The organism is Frateuria sp. (assembly GCF_035695185.1).
GTDB lineage: Bacteria > Pseudomonadota > Gammaproteobacteria > Xanthomonadales > Rhodanobacteraceae > Frateuria_A.
In genome coordinates, this window is the sequence record NZ_DASSES010000219.1 from 1 (window position 1) to 15,932 (window position 15,932).

A 15,932-nucleotide genomic window follows, 5' to 3' on the forward strand; every position below is an offset into this window, starting at 1 on the left:
GTGCCGTCGTACACGCTCGCATTTAGGCAGCCGGTTCCCTCCGCGGACATGATCTGCATCGCGCGCTCCAGCGCCTGCCTGTCGGGGCAGGTGCCGGTCGAATATTCATTCTGGTTCAACGGCAGCGAATAGCTGACCGCCACCGCGGAGGTGACGCCGGGGATCGCGCGCAATGCAGCCAGATCGGCTTCGTGCCGCGCCTGCGGGTTTTCATCCTTGCCGATGCCGGTGCTGCGGATGACGGACAGTTCGTTTTCCGCGATGCCGGTCGGAACGGTGATCCGCTGGACGCGATTCGCGATCAGGAACACCACGTTGCAGACGATGGCGCAGGTGAATGCCACCTGCAGGGCCAGCAGCAGCGTGGTCAGCCTGTGATGGCGCAGCGTGACGAGGATGGGTCGCAATTGCATGATGGTATGTTCCCTTACTGCGTCTTCAACTGCAGTGATGACACGACCCTGCAGGCCCGCCACGCCGGCAACAACCCGGCCAGCACGCTCGCAACGATGGCCAGCGCGAAGGTGCCCAGCAACATGGAAGGGTCCATCGTCGCCAGGTGCGCATAGTCGTCCGGGCGCTGGCGCACGCTCCACAATCCGGCCTGCGCGATCAGCAATCCGAGCACGCCGCCTGCAATCCCGATCAGGGCCGACTCCACGCCGAACTGCACGAAGATGTCGCGGCGCCTGGCGCCCATGGCGCGACGGACGCTGATCTCGCCGCTGCGGCGCAGGAACTTCGCCAGCAGCAGGCCCACCGCGTTGAACAGGCAGATCGCCAGGAACGCCGCTGCCAGCCAGGCCTGCAGCCGCACGTCGTCCGGCACCATGCCGCGCGCGTTCAGCCAGTCCATCACGTCGCGCAGGCGGACGTGCTCCTTGCCCACCGCGAAACGGCCCTGCGCCTTCTGCTGCTCCGCGTAGTCGGTCAGGAAGCGCCGGTAGGCGGCCACCCTGGCCGGACTGTCCAGCTGCACCCACAGCCACACCCAGACGCAATCCGAGTTCTGCAGGTATCCGGGATGTTCCGGCACGTGCCAGCAGGTGTAGGCCTGGAAGTTGCCCTCGTTGATTTCCAGGCTGGTGCTGAACGGCGTGAAGACGTCTTCGGTCTTGCTGAAGTTCTGGCTCCAGGGGTCGTAGAACAGCGGCGTGGGCCGCCAGGGCTTGAGCACGCCGACGATGCGGACGTCGGCGTCACGGACCCGCAGGCTGCGGCCGACGCTATTGGCGCCTCCGAACAGCTTGGCGTTGAGATCGGCCGAGATCACCGCCACGCGTGCGCGGCCCTGGTCGTCCTGTGCGCTCCAGCCGCTGCCGTACTGGAACGGGACCTGGAACATCGGGAAGAAGTCCGACGTGGTGGAGAGCATGCCCAGGATGAGCGGCGGCCGGCCGCTGTCGGTGGCACGCACCTTCACCGAGCTGCTCGTCAGCAGTGCCTGCCGGTCGGCGCGGTGCGCCTTCCACAGATCGGTCGCCGAGCGATAGTCCATCACCGGGTAAGGCTCCTGGTGTTCCAGGCTCGCCGGGTTCTCGGGGTCCACCTGCGGGAAATACAGCGTTCCGCTCTTGCCGGGCATGGGGTCACCGGAGAGCAGATGCACGAGGGTAAGCGTGGTCATGCTCGCGCCGATGCCCACGGCGATGGCGAGCACCATCAGCGCGGTGAGCATCCTGTTGCGCCGGAGGCTCCGCAGCGCGAGATCGAGGTAGTAGCCGAACATCGGGTTTCCTTGGCCAGCCGAAGGGGGAGGAGCGGACGTCACACGCTGCGCGTGGCGACCACCGGCGGCACTGCCGCGGCGCGCATGGCCGGCCCGAGCACCGCCACCTGGCCGATCAGCCACAGCGCCACCGCACCGATCGGGAAGTACGCCGAAGGCAGTCTCGGCAGTTCGTAGTGCAGCATCAGGAAGAGGTTGATGCCGTAGGCCAGCCCCATGCCCAGCACGATGCCGATCGTGGCGAGCAAGAAGTTCTCGGTCTGGAAATAGCGCAGGATGCTGCCGCGGGTGGCGCCGAGCGCGCGCCGCACGCCGATGGTGCGTCGCCGCTGCGCGACCCAGAAGCTGCCCAGCCCGACGATGCCGAGCGCGGTGACGATCAGCAATGCCACGCACACGCCCGCCAGCAGGCCGGCCATGGCGCGGTCGTCCTGGAAGAATTCGGCGCGATAGTCGTCCAGCGTCTTCTTGTTGAGGATGACCCGGTGCGGATCGGCCTTGCGCAGGGTCGCCACGGCCGCGGCGATCACCCGCTCGCGGTCCTGCGGAGCCGCGCGCAGCACGTAGCGCCCGGCGTTGCTCGTGTCCATGCGCAGGGGGAAGACCATCGTCCACTGCGCGCTCTCGTCGCCGTTGAAGAGCGAGGGGCGGATGAGCTTGTCGACCACGCCGACCACGCGCACCGAAACGTCGCCGAGGTAGATCGCCTGGCCCAGTGGCTGCCGGCCCGGCCAGAGCTTCTGCGCCAGGTCATGCGTGATGATCACCCCGGCGACCTTCTTCTGCAGCGCCTCGTCGCGCTGCACGTTCGCGAAGTCGAGGTACTCGTCGGCGTTGAAATAGCGACCGGCCACCAGCCGCGTCCCGTAGGTCTCCAGCAGGTTCTCGCCGAAATACTGCGTGGCATTGAGCGTGGGCAGCTTCTGCTTGGGATCCAGCTTGACGCTGGTGTTCCACGAGCTGTTGGTGAACGGCACTTCGTTGACCAGCGCGGCCGATTTCACGCCCGGGATCTGCCGCAGCAGCGCCAGGTCTTCCTGCGCGCGCGCCTTGGCCGAGGTGGGCTTGCCGATGCCCTGGACCTCGATCTCGACAAGTTCGTGCTCGGCCACGCCGCTGGGCATGCGCATGCGCTCGAGCCGCTGCGAGATCAGGAACACGGCGTTGCAGACGATGGCGCAGGTCAGCGCGATCTCCAGCACCACCAGCAGCGCGGTGATCTTGTGCCGGCGCAGGGTGGAGAGAATGGGCAGGATGTCCATGGCGGCTCTCCTAGTTGCTCTTCAGTTGCAGGGCGGGCGTGACCTGGCAGGCGCGCCAGGCCGGCAGCAGGCCGGCCAGCAAGGTGGCGCCGATGGCCAGCACGATGGTGGTGGCGAGCATCGACAGGTCCAGGTGGGCGAGGCCGGCGTAGTCGGAGGGCTGCCGGCGCACCAGCCACAGGCCGCCGAGCGCCAGCAGCAGGCCGCCCACGCCCCCGGCCAGCCCGATCACTCCCGATTCGACCAGCAGTTGCATGAAGACCTCGCGCCGCGCCGCGCCCAGCGCGCGGCGCACGCCCAGCTCCGGGCTGCGGCGCAGGAACTTGGCGAGCATCAGGCCCACCGTGTTGACCAGGCACACCAGCAGGAAGCCGAATGCCAGCCAGGCCTGCAGGCGCACGTCGCCCGGCACCACCTTCTGGTAGTCCAGCCAGCCCATCAGGTCGTGCAGGCGCACGTTCGGCGGCCGCTGGAAACGGCCCAGGGCCTTCTGGTCCTGCGAGTAATGCAGCAGGAATGCCTTGTACGCGGCCGCCTTGGCCGGCGTCGCGAGCTGCACCCAGAACTGCAGGAACACGCACGGGGCCGTTTCCATGTGGTCCGGGTCACCGCCCTTGCCCCAGCAGTCGGTGGAGCCGTTGTGGTCGAACTTCAGCTCGAACGCGGTGGTCAGCGGCACGAACACGCCTTCGTCGCCGTGGTAGCTGCCGCTGTTGAGGTCGTAGAAGTGCGGCGCGGGGCGCCAGCTGTCCATCACGCCGACGATGCGGAAGGCCTCATCGTTCATGCGCAGCGTCTGGCCAGTGCTGTCGCGGCCCTGGAACAGCTTCTCGTTGAGTTTGCGCGAGATCACCGCCACGCGGGCATGGGCCTCGTCGTCGGCCACGCTCCACGGGCGGCCGTAGAGCATCGGCGTGGCGAACATCGGAAAGAAGTCGGCGCTGGTGTAGCGGGCATCCTCGTAGAACGGCTCGATCGCCGACTGCGCCGGCTGGATCGGCACCGCGCCGCCGGTCATCAGCGCCTGGCGGTCGGCACGTTTGGCGTGCAGCAGGTTCATGCCGTCGGTCCAGGTCACCTGCACCGGCGGTTCGTCGCTGGGCTGGTAGCCGTCCATGTCCCGTGGGTCCAGCTGCGGGTAGTACAGCTGCGCACTGCGGTCGGGCAACGGGTCGCCCGACAGCACGTGCAACACGGTGAGGGTGGTCATGTTGGCGCCGATGCCCAGCGCGATGGCCAGCACCATCAACGCGGTGAGCGCCTTGTTGCGCTTGAGGCTGCGCAGGGCCAGGTCGAAGTAGTAGCCGAACATACCGGTTCTCCTTGAGGAGCCCTCTCCCCGCCAGGGGAAAAGGGAGGGAATTCAGACGCTGCGCGTGGCGACCACCGGCGGCACCCCGGCGGCGCGCAGCGCCGGGCCGAGCACCGCCAGCTGGCCGAGCAGCCACAGCACCAGCGCACCTGCCGGCAGGTAGGCGGCCGGCAGGCTGGGCAGTTCGTAGTGCGCCATCAGGTACAGGTTGAGGCCGTAGGCCAGCACCATGCCGAGCACGATGCCGGCGGTGGCCAGCAGGAAATTCTCGGTCTGGAAGTAGCGCAGGATGTCGGCGCGGGTGGCGCCCAGCGCCCGGCGCACGCCGATGGTGCGGCGGCGCTGCGCGACCCAGAAGCTGGCCAGGCCGACGATGCCCAGCGCGGTGACGGTCAGCAGCGCCGCGATGACCCCGACGAGGATGCCGGCCATGGCGCGGTCGTCCTGGAAATAGCGTTGCCGGATCTCGTCGAAGCTGCGGCTGGCGGACACCACGCGCTGCGGGTTCACCTGCTTGAGCGCTGCCAGGGCGGCGGCCAGCACGCGCTGGCGATCCTGCGGCCGGGTGCGGATCACGTAGCTCTGGTCGGCCACGCCCATGCGCAGCGGCATGACCATGCTCAGCTGCGCGGTGGCCGGATCATAGGGATTGGCGCGCACCAGCGTGGCCAGCACGCCGACCACGCGCAACCCGACCTGCGGCGTCACGTAGACGATCCTGCCGAGCGGGTTCTGGCCCGGCCAGAGGCGGTCGGCCATGGCCTGGGTGACCAGCGCGACCTTGGGCAAGGCCTGCATGTCGCCCTCGCCCAGCGCCTTCATGACGATGTCGGCATTGACGTATTCCTCGGGCCGCAGCTGGCGCCCGGCGACCAGCCGGGCGCCGAAGGTCTGCGGCAGGTTCTCGCCGAAGTAGGTGCCGGCGCTGAACGACGGATCCCGCTGCGCGGGGTCACGCCGGATGTTGGCGTTGGACGAGGAACCGCCGAACGGCAGCTGGTTGGTGATCCCCACCGACTGCACGCCGGGCACCTGGCGCAGCACGGCCAGGTCCTCCTCGGCGCGCGCATAGGGGTTGACCACCGGCATCACGTCGGACAGCTCGATCTGCAGCAATTCGTGCTCGGCCACGCCGCTGGGCATGTCCATCCGCTGCAGGCGCTGGCCGATCAGGAACACCGCATTGCAGACGATCGCGCAGGTCAGCGCGATCTCCAGCACCAGCAGGCCCGCGGTGAGCTTGTGCCGGCGCAGCGTGGCGAGAATGGGACGAATGACCATGGCCGCCTCAGTTGCTCTTCAGTTGCAGGGCCGGCGCGATCTGGCAGGCACGCCACGCCGGCAGCAGGCCGGCCAGCAGCGCCGCGCACAGCGCCAGCACGAAAGTGGCGAGCAGCATGCCCACGTCCAGGTGCGCCATCGCCGCGTAGTCCGATGGCCGCTGCCGCACCAGCCACAGGCCACCCAGCGCCAGCAGCAGGCCGCCGACGCCGCCGACCAGCCCGATGACGCCCGACTCGACCAGCAGCTGCATGAACAGCGCGCGCCGCGAGGCACCCAGCGCGCGGCGCACCCCCAGTTCGGCGGCGCGGCGCATGAACTTGGCCAGCATCAGCCCGACCGTGTTGACCAGGCACACCAGCAGGAAGCCGAACGCCAGCATGGTCTGCAGGCGCACGTCGTCGGGCACCACCATGTTGTAGTCGAGCCACTGCATGACGTTGCGCAGGCGTACGTTGGGCGCCCGCTCGAAGCGGCCCATCGCGTGCTGCTCCTGCGAGTAATGCACCAGGAACTGCCTGTACGCCGCCGCCTTCGCCGGGCTGTCCAGCTGCACCCAGAACTGCAGCCACACGCAGCTGGGCATCGGCAGGATGTTGCCCACGCCGCCGCCGGAGTTGCCCCAGCAATCGGTCGAGCCGTCGTGGGCAAGCAACAGGTCGACCATCGTCTGCAGCGGCAGGAATACCTGCTCGACGTAGTCGAAGCTGCCGGTGTTGAGGTCGTAGAAATGCGGATTGAGGTGCCAGTCGTCGAGCACGCCGACGACTTGGAAGGTCGTACCGCGCAGGCGCAGGCTGCGCCCGACGCTATTGGCGCCACCGAACAGCCTGTTGTTGAGGTCGCGGCCGATCACCACCTGGCGCGCCTTCGCCTCTTCGTCGCCGGCGCTCCAGCCGTGGCCGTAGAGGAACGGTGCGTCGAACATCGTGAAGAAGTCGGCGGTGGTGTAGCGCGCCTTTACGTAGAACGGGTCGAGGTTCGCCCGGTCGGGCTGGACCGGCACCCGGCCGCCGGTCATCAGCGCCTGCCGGTCGGCCCGCCGGGCATGCAGCAGGTTCAAACCGTCGATGAGCGTGACCTGCGCCGGCGGCTCCTTGTCCGGCCGCATGCCCTTGAGGTCCTGGGGATCCAGCTGCGGGTAATAGAGCTGCGCGCTCTTGCCCGGCAGCGGATCGCCCGAGAGCACGTGCAGCACGGTCAGCGTGGTCATGCTGGCGCCGATGCCCAGCGCGATGGCCAGCACCATCAGCGCGGTGAGCGCGCGGTTGCGGCGGAGGCTGCGCCATGCAAGTTGGAAGTAGTAGCCGAGCATCCAGAACTCCGTGATGGCCCCCGCGCCTGCCTCCATCGGAGGAGCGACGTGGCCTGGTTACGCTAGACCGACCGCGTGGCCTCGACCGGCGGCACGCGCGACGCCTTCAGGGCCGGTGCCAGGACCGCCCCCTGCCCCAGCAACAGCAGCAACAGCACCCCCGCAGCCAGGTACAGCGGCGACATCGGCTGCGAACCCAGCCGCAGCACCAGCCAGAGGTTCATCGACACCGCCAGCACCAGGCCAAGCAAGACACCGCCGGTGGTGATCAGCAGGTTCTCGGTAAGGAAATAGCTCAGGATGTCGCGCTGGCGCGCACCCAGCGCGCGACGTACGCCGATCTGCTTGCGCCGCTGGCCGACCCAGAAACTGGTCAGTCCGACGATGCCCGCGGCGGTGATCACCAGCAGCACCGCGCTGATGATGCCCATCAGGACGGCCATACCGCGGTCGCTGTCGTATACCCGGTGGCGGATGGTGGCGTAGTCCTGCACACCGTCCTTGGCATCGATGATGCGCATGCGGTTTTGCGCGAACAGCGCCCTCGGGGCCTCGCGCATGGCGTCGGCAAGCATGCCAGGCCTGGAGCGCACGATGTAATAAATGCCGCGCGCATCGTCCGCGCGCATCGGCCAGATCAGCGCCTGCCCGGCATAGGTATTGCTCCACTGGTCCACACCCTGCCGGTGCAGCGGATCGACGATACCGACGATGGTGCTCGGCGTGCTGCCCATCGCGTAGAAGCTCTTGCCCAGCGCGTTGCCGCCGGGAAACAGGCGGTCGGCCAGTGCCTTGCTCACGATCGCCGTCGAGGGGGTAATGGCCTGCTGGGTACCCATTGCCAGCACCTCGTCGGAGCGGAAATTGCGCCCCGCGACGAGCTTGAGGCCCAGCGTATCAATGAAGCGCTCGTCGCCGGTGTACACCGCCGCATCCGTGGTCGGCTTGGCCTGCTCGGGCGTCATCGTGATGAAGTTGTCCCAGCCGCCGCCCCTCAGCGGGTAACCGCTGGCAGGCGTGGCATCGCGGACCGCAGGGAGCTGCCGCAGTGCGAGCAGGTCGGCGCGCACCTGTGCATCGATCTGCGAGGTCGACTGGCTGGCATCGGCCCACATGTTGGCGATGACGAACACGTTGGCCTCGTCCACGCCACTGGTCTGGGAAAGGTTGACCAGCCGCTGGTGGATGATGAACAACGCGTTGCACACGATGGCCAGCGTCAAGGCGATCTGCGCCGCGATCAGCAGCGTGCCCGCCTTGTGCCGGCGCAGCGCGGTGAGGATGGGCCTGATCTGGATGTTCACAGAGCTCTCCTCAGTTCGATTTCAGCTGCCAGGCGGGCTGCACGTGTGCCGCGCGCCAGGCTGGATAGAACGCCGCGAGTACGGTGGCTGCGATGGCAACGACGAGCGTAAGGCCGACCAGCGAGACATCGAGCTGCGCCAGCTTGGCGATCTCCGGCCGGAACAGGATGCCGACCCCGGCCACCCCCATCGCGGTCAGGAGCAGACCCAGCACGCCACCGGCAAAGCCGACCGTCCCGGCCTCGACCAGGTATTGCGAGTAGATCTCCCCTCGCGTGGCACCCAAGGCGCGGCGCACGCCGATCTCGCCGGCACGGCGCATGAACTTGGCCAGCAGCAAGCCGATGGTGTTGATCAGGCAGATCAGGAAAAACCCCAGCGCCACCACCAGCGAGATGCGGCTCTCCGGCGGCACCACCTGCTCCTGCTCGAGCCACTGCATCACGTCGTGCAGGCGCACGTTGGGCGCCCAGTCGAAGCGGCCCGCGCGTTGCTGCTCGGCGGCATAGTTGGTGAGGAAGCGGCGGTATGCGGCGGCCTCGGCCGGGCTGTCCAGCTCTACCCACGGAGTGATCCAGACGCAGTTGCTCTGCAGATAGCCCTGCCAGGTCGTGTAGCTGAGTGATCCCCGGCAGCTGTTGCGCCCGCCGGTGCGCCATTGCAGATCCAGCGCCCGGTTGAAGACCATGTAGAGATCCGGCTCGTCGGCAAAGCCGCTGGTGCTGAACAGGTCGTAGAAGCGCGGGCGGGGGTTCCAGTGGGCGGCGATACCCGCCACGCGGAAGTCATGACCACCGAGGTCGATGGTGCGCCCTACGCTGTTCGCGCCACCGAACAGCTGCTGGTTGAGCCGGTCGCTGATGACCACCTCGCTGGCCCGCGCGGTGTCGTCCTGCGCATGCCAGCCGCTTCCGTAGCGGAAGGGCACGTCGAACATGGTGAAGAAATCGCCGGTGACGGCATAGCCGCTGACGTTCAGGGGAAGGTCGCGGCGGTTACCCGGCAGTACCGACAGTTGCACCGGGTAGAGGAAGGTCTGGCGCCTGGCCACGTGCGCGCGCATGAGGGCCATCGCGTCGGTGTAGGCCAGCGCTTCCGCCGGCTCGCCCTTGAGGTTCTGCTGCGGCCCCCAGCCATCGATCTGCGGCGTGAACAACTGCGCGGACTTTTCCGGGATCGGGTTGCCGGACACCGCGCGGAACACGGCGTAGGTGACCATGGACGCCGCCACGCCGAACCCGATCGCGATGACCATCAGTCCGGTCAGCGCGGGATTGCGGCGCAGGCTGCGCATGCCGAGTTGGAAGTAGTAGCCGAACATCACCGCTCCGGATCTGCTCCCCCGCCCCTCCGGGGAGAGGGTTGGGGTGAGGGGCTGGGCGGAGCGTGGGCGCCACGCCTACCCAGACCAACTTGTTCTTCGATGGAGTGCGGGGCGAGCCCGCCCCTCACCCCGGCCCTCTTCCCAAAGGGGGAGCGGGCGCCAAAGCGTCAAACCGAGCGCGTGGCCTCCACCGGCGGCACGCGCGAGGCCTTCATCGCCGGCGCCAGCACCGCGCCCTGCCCCAGCAGCAACAGCGCGATCACGCCGGCGGCCACGTACAGCAGCGACAGCCGCTCCATCTCGAAATGGCTGACCAGCCACAGGTTCATGCCGATCGCCAGCGCGGCGCCGACAATCACGCCGCCGGCGCCGATCAGCAGGTTCTCGGTGAGGAAGTAGCTGAGGATGTCGTGACGGGTGGCGCCAAGCGCGCGGCGCACGCCGATCTGCTTGCGCCGCTGGCCGACCCAGAAGCTGGTCAGGCCGACGATGCCCGCGGCGGTGATCGCCAGCAGCACGGCGCAGACGATGCCCATCAGGATCGCCATGCCGCGGTCGCTCTTGTAGGCCTGGTCACGCACCTCGGCGAAGGTGCGCACGCCACGCTCCTCGGGGATCACGCGCATGTGGTTGGTCTTGAACAGCAGCGCCGGCACGGTCTTGGTCAGGCGGGGCAGCTCGCCCGGGCGGGCGCGCACCAGGTAGCTGCCGAAGTTGCCGGTCAGCAGGCGCGGGATGAGCGTGGAGTTCTCGGCGAAGTTGCCCGCCCAGGTGCCGGTCCAGGGCACCTGCAGGCGCTCGACGATGCCGATGATCGTGCTCGGCTTGGTTTCTCCGGCCTGGTAGACCGGCTTGCCCAGCGCATCGCCGTGCGGGTAGAGCTTGTCCGCCAGGGCCTTGCTGACGATTACCACCGGAGTGGTGTCGAAGTCCTTCGGGTCTACCCAGGCGATCTCGTCGGGACGGAAGTTGCGGCCGGCCACCAGCTTCAGGCCCATCGTGGCCAGCGCGTGGTCATCGCTGAAGTACAGCGTGGTGTGCGATTGCTCCTTGCGCGCCTCCGGGTTGGTCGAGAGGCCGGTGGACCAGCCACCGCCGCGCAGCGGATAGGAGTTGATGGCGGTGGCATCGAGCACGCCGGGCATCCGGCGCAGCGCCTCCAGGTCGGTCTGCGTGAGCGACGGGGTGGCCTTGTCGTCGGCACCCACCCAGTGGTTGCCGACGGTGAGCAGGTCGCTCTCCACCAGGCCGGTCGGGCGCGAAAGGTGTTCGGTGCGCTGGCGGATGATGAACAGCGCGTTGCACACGATCGCGAGCGTGAGCGCGATCTGCAACGCGATCAGCACGGTGCCGGCCTTGTGCCTCTTGAGGGCGGCGAGAATGGGCTTGATCTGCAACATGTGGTCGCCTCCTCAGTTGGACTTCAGCTGCCAGGCCGGCTGGACCTGCGCGGCCCGCCAGGTGGGATAGAATGCGGCCAGCACGGTGGCCAATACCGCGGCGATCAGGGTGAGGATCACCAGCTTGACGTCCAGCGTGGCCAGGCGCGCGATCTGTTCGTCGAAGACCCAACCCACGCCGAGCACGCCCAGGCCGGTCAGCAGCAGGCCGAGCGCACCGCCGGCCAGCCCCACCGTGGCCGCCTCGATCAGGAACTGCACGTACACCTCGCTGCGCGAGGCGCCTAGCGCGCGGCGCACGCCGATCTCCGGTGCCCGGCGCATGAACTTCGCCAGCAGCAGGCCGACCGTGTTGACCAGGCAGATCAGCAGGAAGCCGAGCGAGACCAGCAGCGAGATCTTCGACTCCGGCGGCACCACCTTGTTGAAGTCCAGCCAGTCGGTCACGTTGCGCAGGCGCACGTTGGGAGCCCACTTGAAGCGGCCGGCGCGCTGCTGCTCGGCGGCGTAGCCGGTGAGCCAGCGCTTGTAGCTGGCGGCATCGGCCGTGGTCGGCAGCTCGGCCCAGTACGCGACCCAGATGCATTCGGAGTGCAGCCAGTTGTCCCAGCCATTGCCCGGGTTGTCGTTGCAGTTGTTGTTGCCGGCCGAGGGCATCTGCAGGTCGACCGCGCGCGTGAACGGGATGAACAGCCCGATCGGGTCGCCGAAACCGCCGGTGTTGACCGGGTCGAAGAACAGTGGCTGCGGGTCCCACTCGTCGATCACGCCGGTGATGCGGTAGTCGTGGCCGTCCAGGTTGACCGTCCTGCCGACGCTGTTGGCGCCGTTGAACAGCTTGTCGTTGAGCTTCTTGCCGATCACCACGACCGCGGCGCGGGCGTCGTCCTGCGCCTGCGTCCAGGGGCCGCCGTACAGGAAGGGCACGTCGAACATCGCGAACGCATCGCCGTACCAGGCGTAGCTGTTCTCCTCGATGGGCAGGCGGCTGGCGTCGGCCGGGATCACCGAGGGTGCGATCGGATAGAGCGCGGTCTGGCGCCGGGCCTTGTGCGCGCGCATGAAGGCCATCGCGTCGGTGTAATTGAGCGCATTCGGCGGCTCGCCCTTTTCCAGGTCGTCCGGCTTCCAGTTGGCGATCTGCACCGCGTACAGCTGGTCGGATTTCTCCGGGATCGGGTTGTTGGAGGTGGCGCGGAACACCGAGTAGGTGATCATCGAGGCGGCCACGCCGAAGCCGATCGCCATGACCATCAGGGCGGTCAGCAGCGGGTTGCGGCGGAGACTGCGCAGGCCAAGCTGGAAGTAGTAGGCGAACATGTCGGGGTTCCGATAGGTGAGGTTGCCGCACCCGGTCCTCTCCCCCGGCAAGCGCCGGGGGAGAGGGACTGGCGAGGGGCGCCTGCCGGCTTTCCACGGCTGGAGAGCAAGCCCCCTCCACCTCCTCCGGCCCGGCCGGGGGAGGCTTCAGGCGGATCAGGCGTCGGCGACGCGCGCGTTGTGCGCGTGGAAGCGCGGCTCCTCGGCCAGGTCGACCACCTGGCCGTCGATGATGTGCACGTTGCGCTGGGCGCGGGCGGCCAGTTCCGGGTCATGGGTGACCATGACGATGGTGGCGCCCTCGCGATGGATCTCCTCCAGCAGCTCCATCACGCCGCGGGCCATCTGCGTGTCCAGGTTGCCGGTCGGCTCGTCCGCCAGCAGCAGGCGCGGCGTGCCGGCCAGCGCACGGGCGATCGCCACGCGCTGCTGCTGGCCGCCGGAGAGTTCGGCCGGATAGTGCTTGGCGCGCGAGGCCAGGCCCACCCGCTCGAGCGCGTCCATGATGCGCTGCTTGCGCTCGGCCGCCTTCATGCCGCGGTAGCGCAGCGGCACTTCGACGTTGTCGTACACGTTGAGGTCGGGGATCAGGTTGAACGCCTGGAAGATGAAGCCGATCTTCTCGTTGCGGATCTTCGAGCGGGCGTTGTCGTTGAGCTGGCTCACCTCGATGCCGTCGAGGTGGTAGTGGCCACCGGTGAAGGTCTCCAGCAGGCCGGCGATGGTCAGGAAGGTGGTCTTGCCCGAGCCGGACGGACCGGTGACGGCGACGAACTCGCCTTCCTTCACGTCGATGTTGAAGTCGCGCAGGGCGTAGGTCTCCACCACTTCGGTGCGGTAGACCTTGGACAGGTGGGTCATCTTGAGCATGGATGGTGTCCTTCGGTGATGGTGGTGGTACCCGGCCCCTCCCCCTGCCTGCAGGGGGAGGTTGGGAGGGGGTGCCGGTCGGAGCGGAAGAGCACCCTCCCCGGCTCTCCCCTGCAGGCAGGGGAGGAGAAAATCGTCAGTCGCTGATGGCGACCTTGGCCGCATCCTTGAAGTTGTCGGTGCCGGAGATCACGATGCGGTCGCCTTCCTTCAGGCCGTCCAGGATCTCGACCTTGTCGATGCTGCTGGCGCCCACGCGGATCGGCCTCTTCTCGGCGATGCCCTCGTGCACGACGTAGGCGTAGTTGCCGCCGGACTCGTCGACGAAGGAGCCGCGCTGCACGGTCAGCACGTTGTCGCGCTTGTCGAGCAGGATGCGCACGGACAGGCGCTGGTTCTGGCGCAGCTGCTTGGGCGTGTCGCCCTCGAAGCGCAGGCGGGCGGCCACCTCGCCATTGACCACCTCGGGCGAGATCGCGCTGACCAGGCCCTTCCAGGTGTGGCCGTTGCCGGTGATCTCGCCGGACATGCCGATGCCCAGGTCACGCGCGAAGCTTTCCGGCACCTGCATCTCCACTTCCAGCGCGGAAAGGTCGATCACGCTGACCAGCTTGGCGTCCTTGGCGACGGTGGCGCGCTCGGCGATGAACAGCTGGCCGACCTGGCCGTCCACCGGCGACTTCACGTTGAGGTCGTCGACCTGGCGCTGGAGGTCCTTGACCAGCAGCTCCTGGCGCTCGTGGGCGAGCTTCTTGGACTTGATGTCGAAGTTGAGGCTGTCGTTGTCCATCCCCAGGTCCGCCTTGGCGTGCTGGGTGGTCAGCCTGGCCTTCTGCAAGGTGTCCTTGGCGCGGTCGACATCCATGCCGGAGACGGCGCCGAGCTTGAACGCCTTCTCGTTGCGGGCCAGGTCGCGCTCGGCCGCCTGCTGGTCGATCAGTGCGTTGTCGTAGGCCTTCTGCAGCGCCGAGCGCTGCTTGCGCGCCTCGATCTGCGCGCGCTGGTATTCCACTTCCATCGCGTCGGCGTTGGACTCTTCCTGCAGCAGCTTGTTGGTGAGCTCCGGGCTGTCGACCACCGCCAGCACCTGACCCTTCTTCACGGTATCGCCCGCGTGCACCTTGAGCGTGACTGCCCCGCCGGAGGTGGCGTAAAGGGTGGGGCTGACCGCCGCCACCACCTTGCCCTCGGCGGCGATGTCGCGCACGAACAGACCGCGCTCGACGGTGGCGAAAGAAAGGCGCGAGGCGCTCACCGAGGCATCGGCGGAAAACAGCCGCATCGCGGTGGGCAGCGCCAGCGCCAGCGCGGCAAGCACGGCCACGCCGATGCCCACGAAGAGCAACTGGCGCTTGCGGTTGGGTTTGACCTCGACCAGGCGGTCTTGGGCGGAAGTGTCGCGAATCATCGGGCTGTCCTGACCTAGTGACTGTGGCTGGTTGAGCAATCACCGTGCCAAGTCCGGCCAGAGCCGCGCAGGCCCCGTTCTTGCGGGGTTTTGCCGGAGCCGGCGGCGACGTGTCCGCTGTCCGCGGACACCGGCTCGGACAGACGGACAAGCGGCCGGACACTGCCGCGCTGCCCTGCTCCCTCTCCCCGCCGGGGAGAGGGTTGGGGTGAGGGTTCAAGGCTTGCGAAAAAGGCCGGAAGGCGCAGGAAGCTCGGTAGGGCCTGGCCTTGATCGGTAGCTCGTGGCGAGCTCCGGCCCCTCACCCCAGCCCCTTCGCCAAAGGGGAGAGGCTGCCTGTCTGTATGCGGTGAACACCCGGCCAGGGCTGAAGGCTTGCGCGAAAACCGGGTTGAGCGTGGCCGCTAACCCACCGCCTGTTCGATCCGCTGTTTCATCGCCGCGTCGATGCGGGGCACCAGCTCCAGCGCCGCCAGGTTCTGTTCCAGCTGCTCGCGACGGCTCGCTCCCAGCAACACGGTGGATACATGCGGATTGGCGAGGCACCAGGCGAGCGCCAGCTGGGCCTGGCTCACGCCGAGTTCCTGCGCGATCGGTGCCAGGTGGCGCACTCGTTCGACGCGCTCGCGGCCCGCGCCCAGGACCGCCTCGCGCAGCCACTCGTAGCCCGGCTGCGCCAGCCGCGAGTCCTCCGGGATGCCCTCGCTGTAGCGCCCGGCCAGCAGGCCCGAGGCGAGTGGCGACCAGATCGTGGTGCCCATGCCGAAGCGCTCGTACAGCGGCGCGTACTCGCGCTCGACCCGCTCGCGGTGCAACAGGTTGTACTGCGGCTGCTCGGCCACCGGCGCGTAGCAGTGGTTCTCGCGGGCGACGCGGTGGGCCTCTTCGATTGCCTCGGCCGGCCATTCGCTGGTGCCCCAGTAAAGCACCTTGCCCTGGCGCACGAGGGTATCCATGGCGGCCACGGTCTCCTCGATCGGCGTGTCGGGGTCGGGCCGGTGGCAGAAATACAGGTCGAGATGGTCGACCCGCAGCCGTTCCAGCGCCTGGTGGCAGGCCTCGATCACGTGCTTGCGCGAGAGCCCGCGCTGGGTGGGCTTCGGGTTCGCCACCGCACCGAAGAACACCTTGCTGGACACGCAATAGCTGTCGCGCGGGAAGCGCAGGTCGGCAAGTACGTCGCCCATCAGCCGCTCGGCTTCGCCCTGGTTGTAGGTCTCGGCGTTGTCGAAGAAGTTGACGCCCCGGTCCCACGCCAGCGCCAGCAACTCGCGCGCCTGCGAGCGTCCCACCTGCCGGCCGAAGGTCACCCACGCGCCAAAGGAGAGTGCGGACAGTTGCAGGCCGGTGCGGCCGAGGCGGCGGTAGAGCATGGTGGTCTCCGGCAGACGGGAAGCTGTCCAGTAG

Annotated in this window: 12 protein-coding genes and 1 pseudogene; all 13 read right to left on the reverse strand. The window is 68.1% G+C overall.

Annotated elements, in window-relative coordinates; genetic code table 11:
• A pseudogene (locus VFH59_RS18035) lies at nucleotides 1–413 on the reverse strand (ABC transporter permease); the annotation flags it as partial.
• A 14-nt stretch (nucleotides 414–427) separates the two neighbouring features.
• On the reverse strand, nucleotides 428–1,729 hold the full coding sequence (locus VFH59_RS18040; protein WP_325166311.1) for an ABC transporter permease: 1,302 nt from the start codon (nucleotides 1,727–1,729) through the stop codon (nucleotides 428–430).
• Nucleotides 1,730–1,767: 38 nt separating this feature from the next.
• Nucleotides 1,768–2,991, reverse strand: a complete 1,224-nt coding sequence (locus tag VFH59_RS18045; RefSeq protein ID WP_325166312.1) for an ABC transporter permease — start codon at nucleotides 2,989–2,991, stop codon at nucleotides 1,768–1,770.
• A 10-nt stretch (nucleotides 2,992–3,001) separates the two neighbouring features.
• Nucleotides 3,002–4,303 carry an ABC transporter permease gene (locus tag VFH59_RS18050; RefSeq protein WP_325166313.1) on the reverse strand — a complete coding sequence of 434 codons (1,302 nt, stop codon included), beginning with the start codon at nucleotides 4,301–4,303 and terminating at the stop codon, nucleotides 3,002–3,004.
• Between the two features lie 51 nt (nucleotides 4,304–4,354).
• Complete coding sequence (locus VFH59_RS18055; RefSeq protein ID WP_325166314.1) at nucleotides 4,355–5,584, reverse strand: ABC transporter permease; 1,230 nt, start codon at nucleotides 5,582–5,584, stop codon at nucleotides 4,355–4,357.
• 7 nt (nucleotides 5,585–5,591) lie between these two features.
• A complete protein-coding gene (locus tag VFH59_RS18060) occupies nucleotides 5,592–6,899 on the reverse strand; it encodes an ABC transporter permease (protein ID WP_325166315.1) in 1,308 nt (435 codons plus the stop codon).
• A gap of 62 nt (nucleotides 6,900–6,961) precedes the next feature.
• On the reverse strand, nucleotides 6,962–8,203 hold the full coding sequence (locus VFH59_RS18065; protein ID WP_325166316.1) for an ABC transporter permease: 1,242 nt from the start codon (nucleotides 8,201–8,203) through the stop codon (nucleotides 6,962–6,964).
• Nucleotides 8,204–8,213: 10 nt separating this feature from the next.
• Nucleotides 8,214–9,524: an ABC transporter permease gene (locus VFH59_RS18070; protein ID WP_325166317.1), complete on the reverse strand. Its 1,311-nt coding sequence runs from the start codon at nucleotides 9,522–9,524 to the stop codon at nucleotides 8,214–8,216.
• A 170-nt stretch (nucleotides 9,525–9,694) separates the two neighbouring features.
• The gene (locus VFH59_RS18075; RefSeq protein ID WP_325166318.1) at nucleotides 9,695–10,927 is read right to left on the reverse strand and encodes an ABC transporter permease; all 1,233 of its coding nucleotides are present in this window, start codon (nucleotides 10,925–10,927) and stop codon (nucleotides 9,695–9,697) included.
• Nucleotides 10,928–10,939: 12 nt separating this feature from the next.
• Nucleotides 10,940–12,247: an ABC transporter permease gene (locus VFH59_RS18080; RefSeq protein ID WP_325166319.1), complete on the reverse strand. Its 1,308-nt coding sequence runs from the start codon at nucleotides 12,245–12,247 to the stop codon at nucleotides 10,940–10,942.
• 156 nt (nucleotides 12,248–12,403) lie between these two features.
• The gene (locus tag VFH59_RS18085) at nucleotides 12,404–13,117 is read right to left on the reverse strand and encodes an ABC transporter ATP-binding protein (RefSeq protein WP_325166320.1); all 714 of its coding nucleotides are present in this window, start codon (nucleotides 13,115–13,117) and stop codon (nucleotides 12,404–12,406) included.
• A 136-nt stretch (nucleotides 13,118–13,253) separates the two neighbouring features.
• Entirely contained in the window at nucleotides 13,254–14,525 is a 1,272-nt protein-coding gene (locus VFH59_RS18090) for an efflux RND transporter periplasmic adaptor subunit (protein ID WP_325166321.1), read from the reverse strand.
• Nucleotides 14,526–14,929: 404 nt separating this feature from the next.
• On the reverse strand, nucleotides 14,930–15,898 hold the full coding sequence (locus tag VFH59_RS18095; protein ID WP_325166322.1) for an aldo/keto reductase: 969 nt from the start codon (nucleotides 15,896–15,898) through the stop codon (nucleotides 14,930–14,932).
• Nucleotides 15,899–15,932 lie beyond the last annotated feature (34 nt).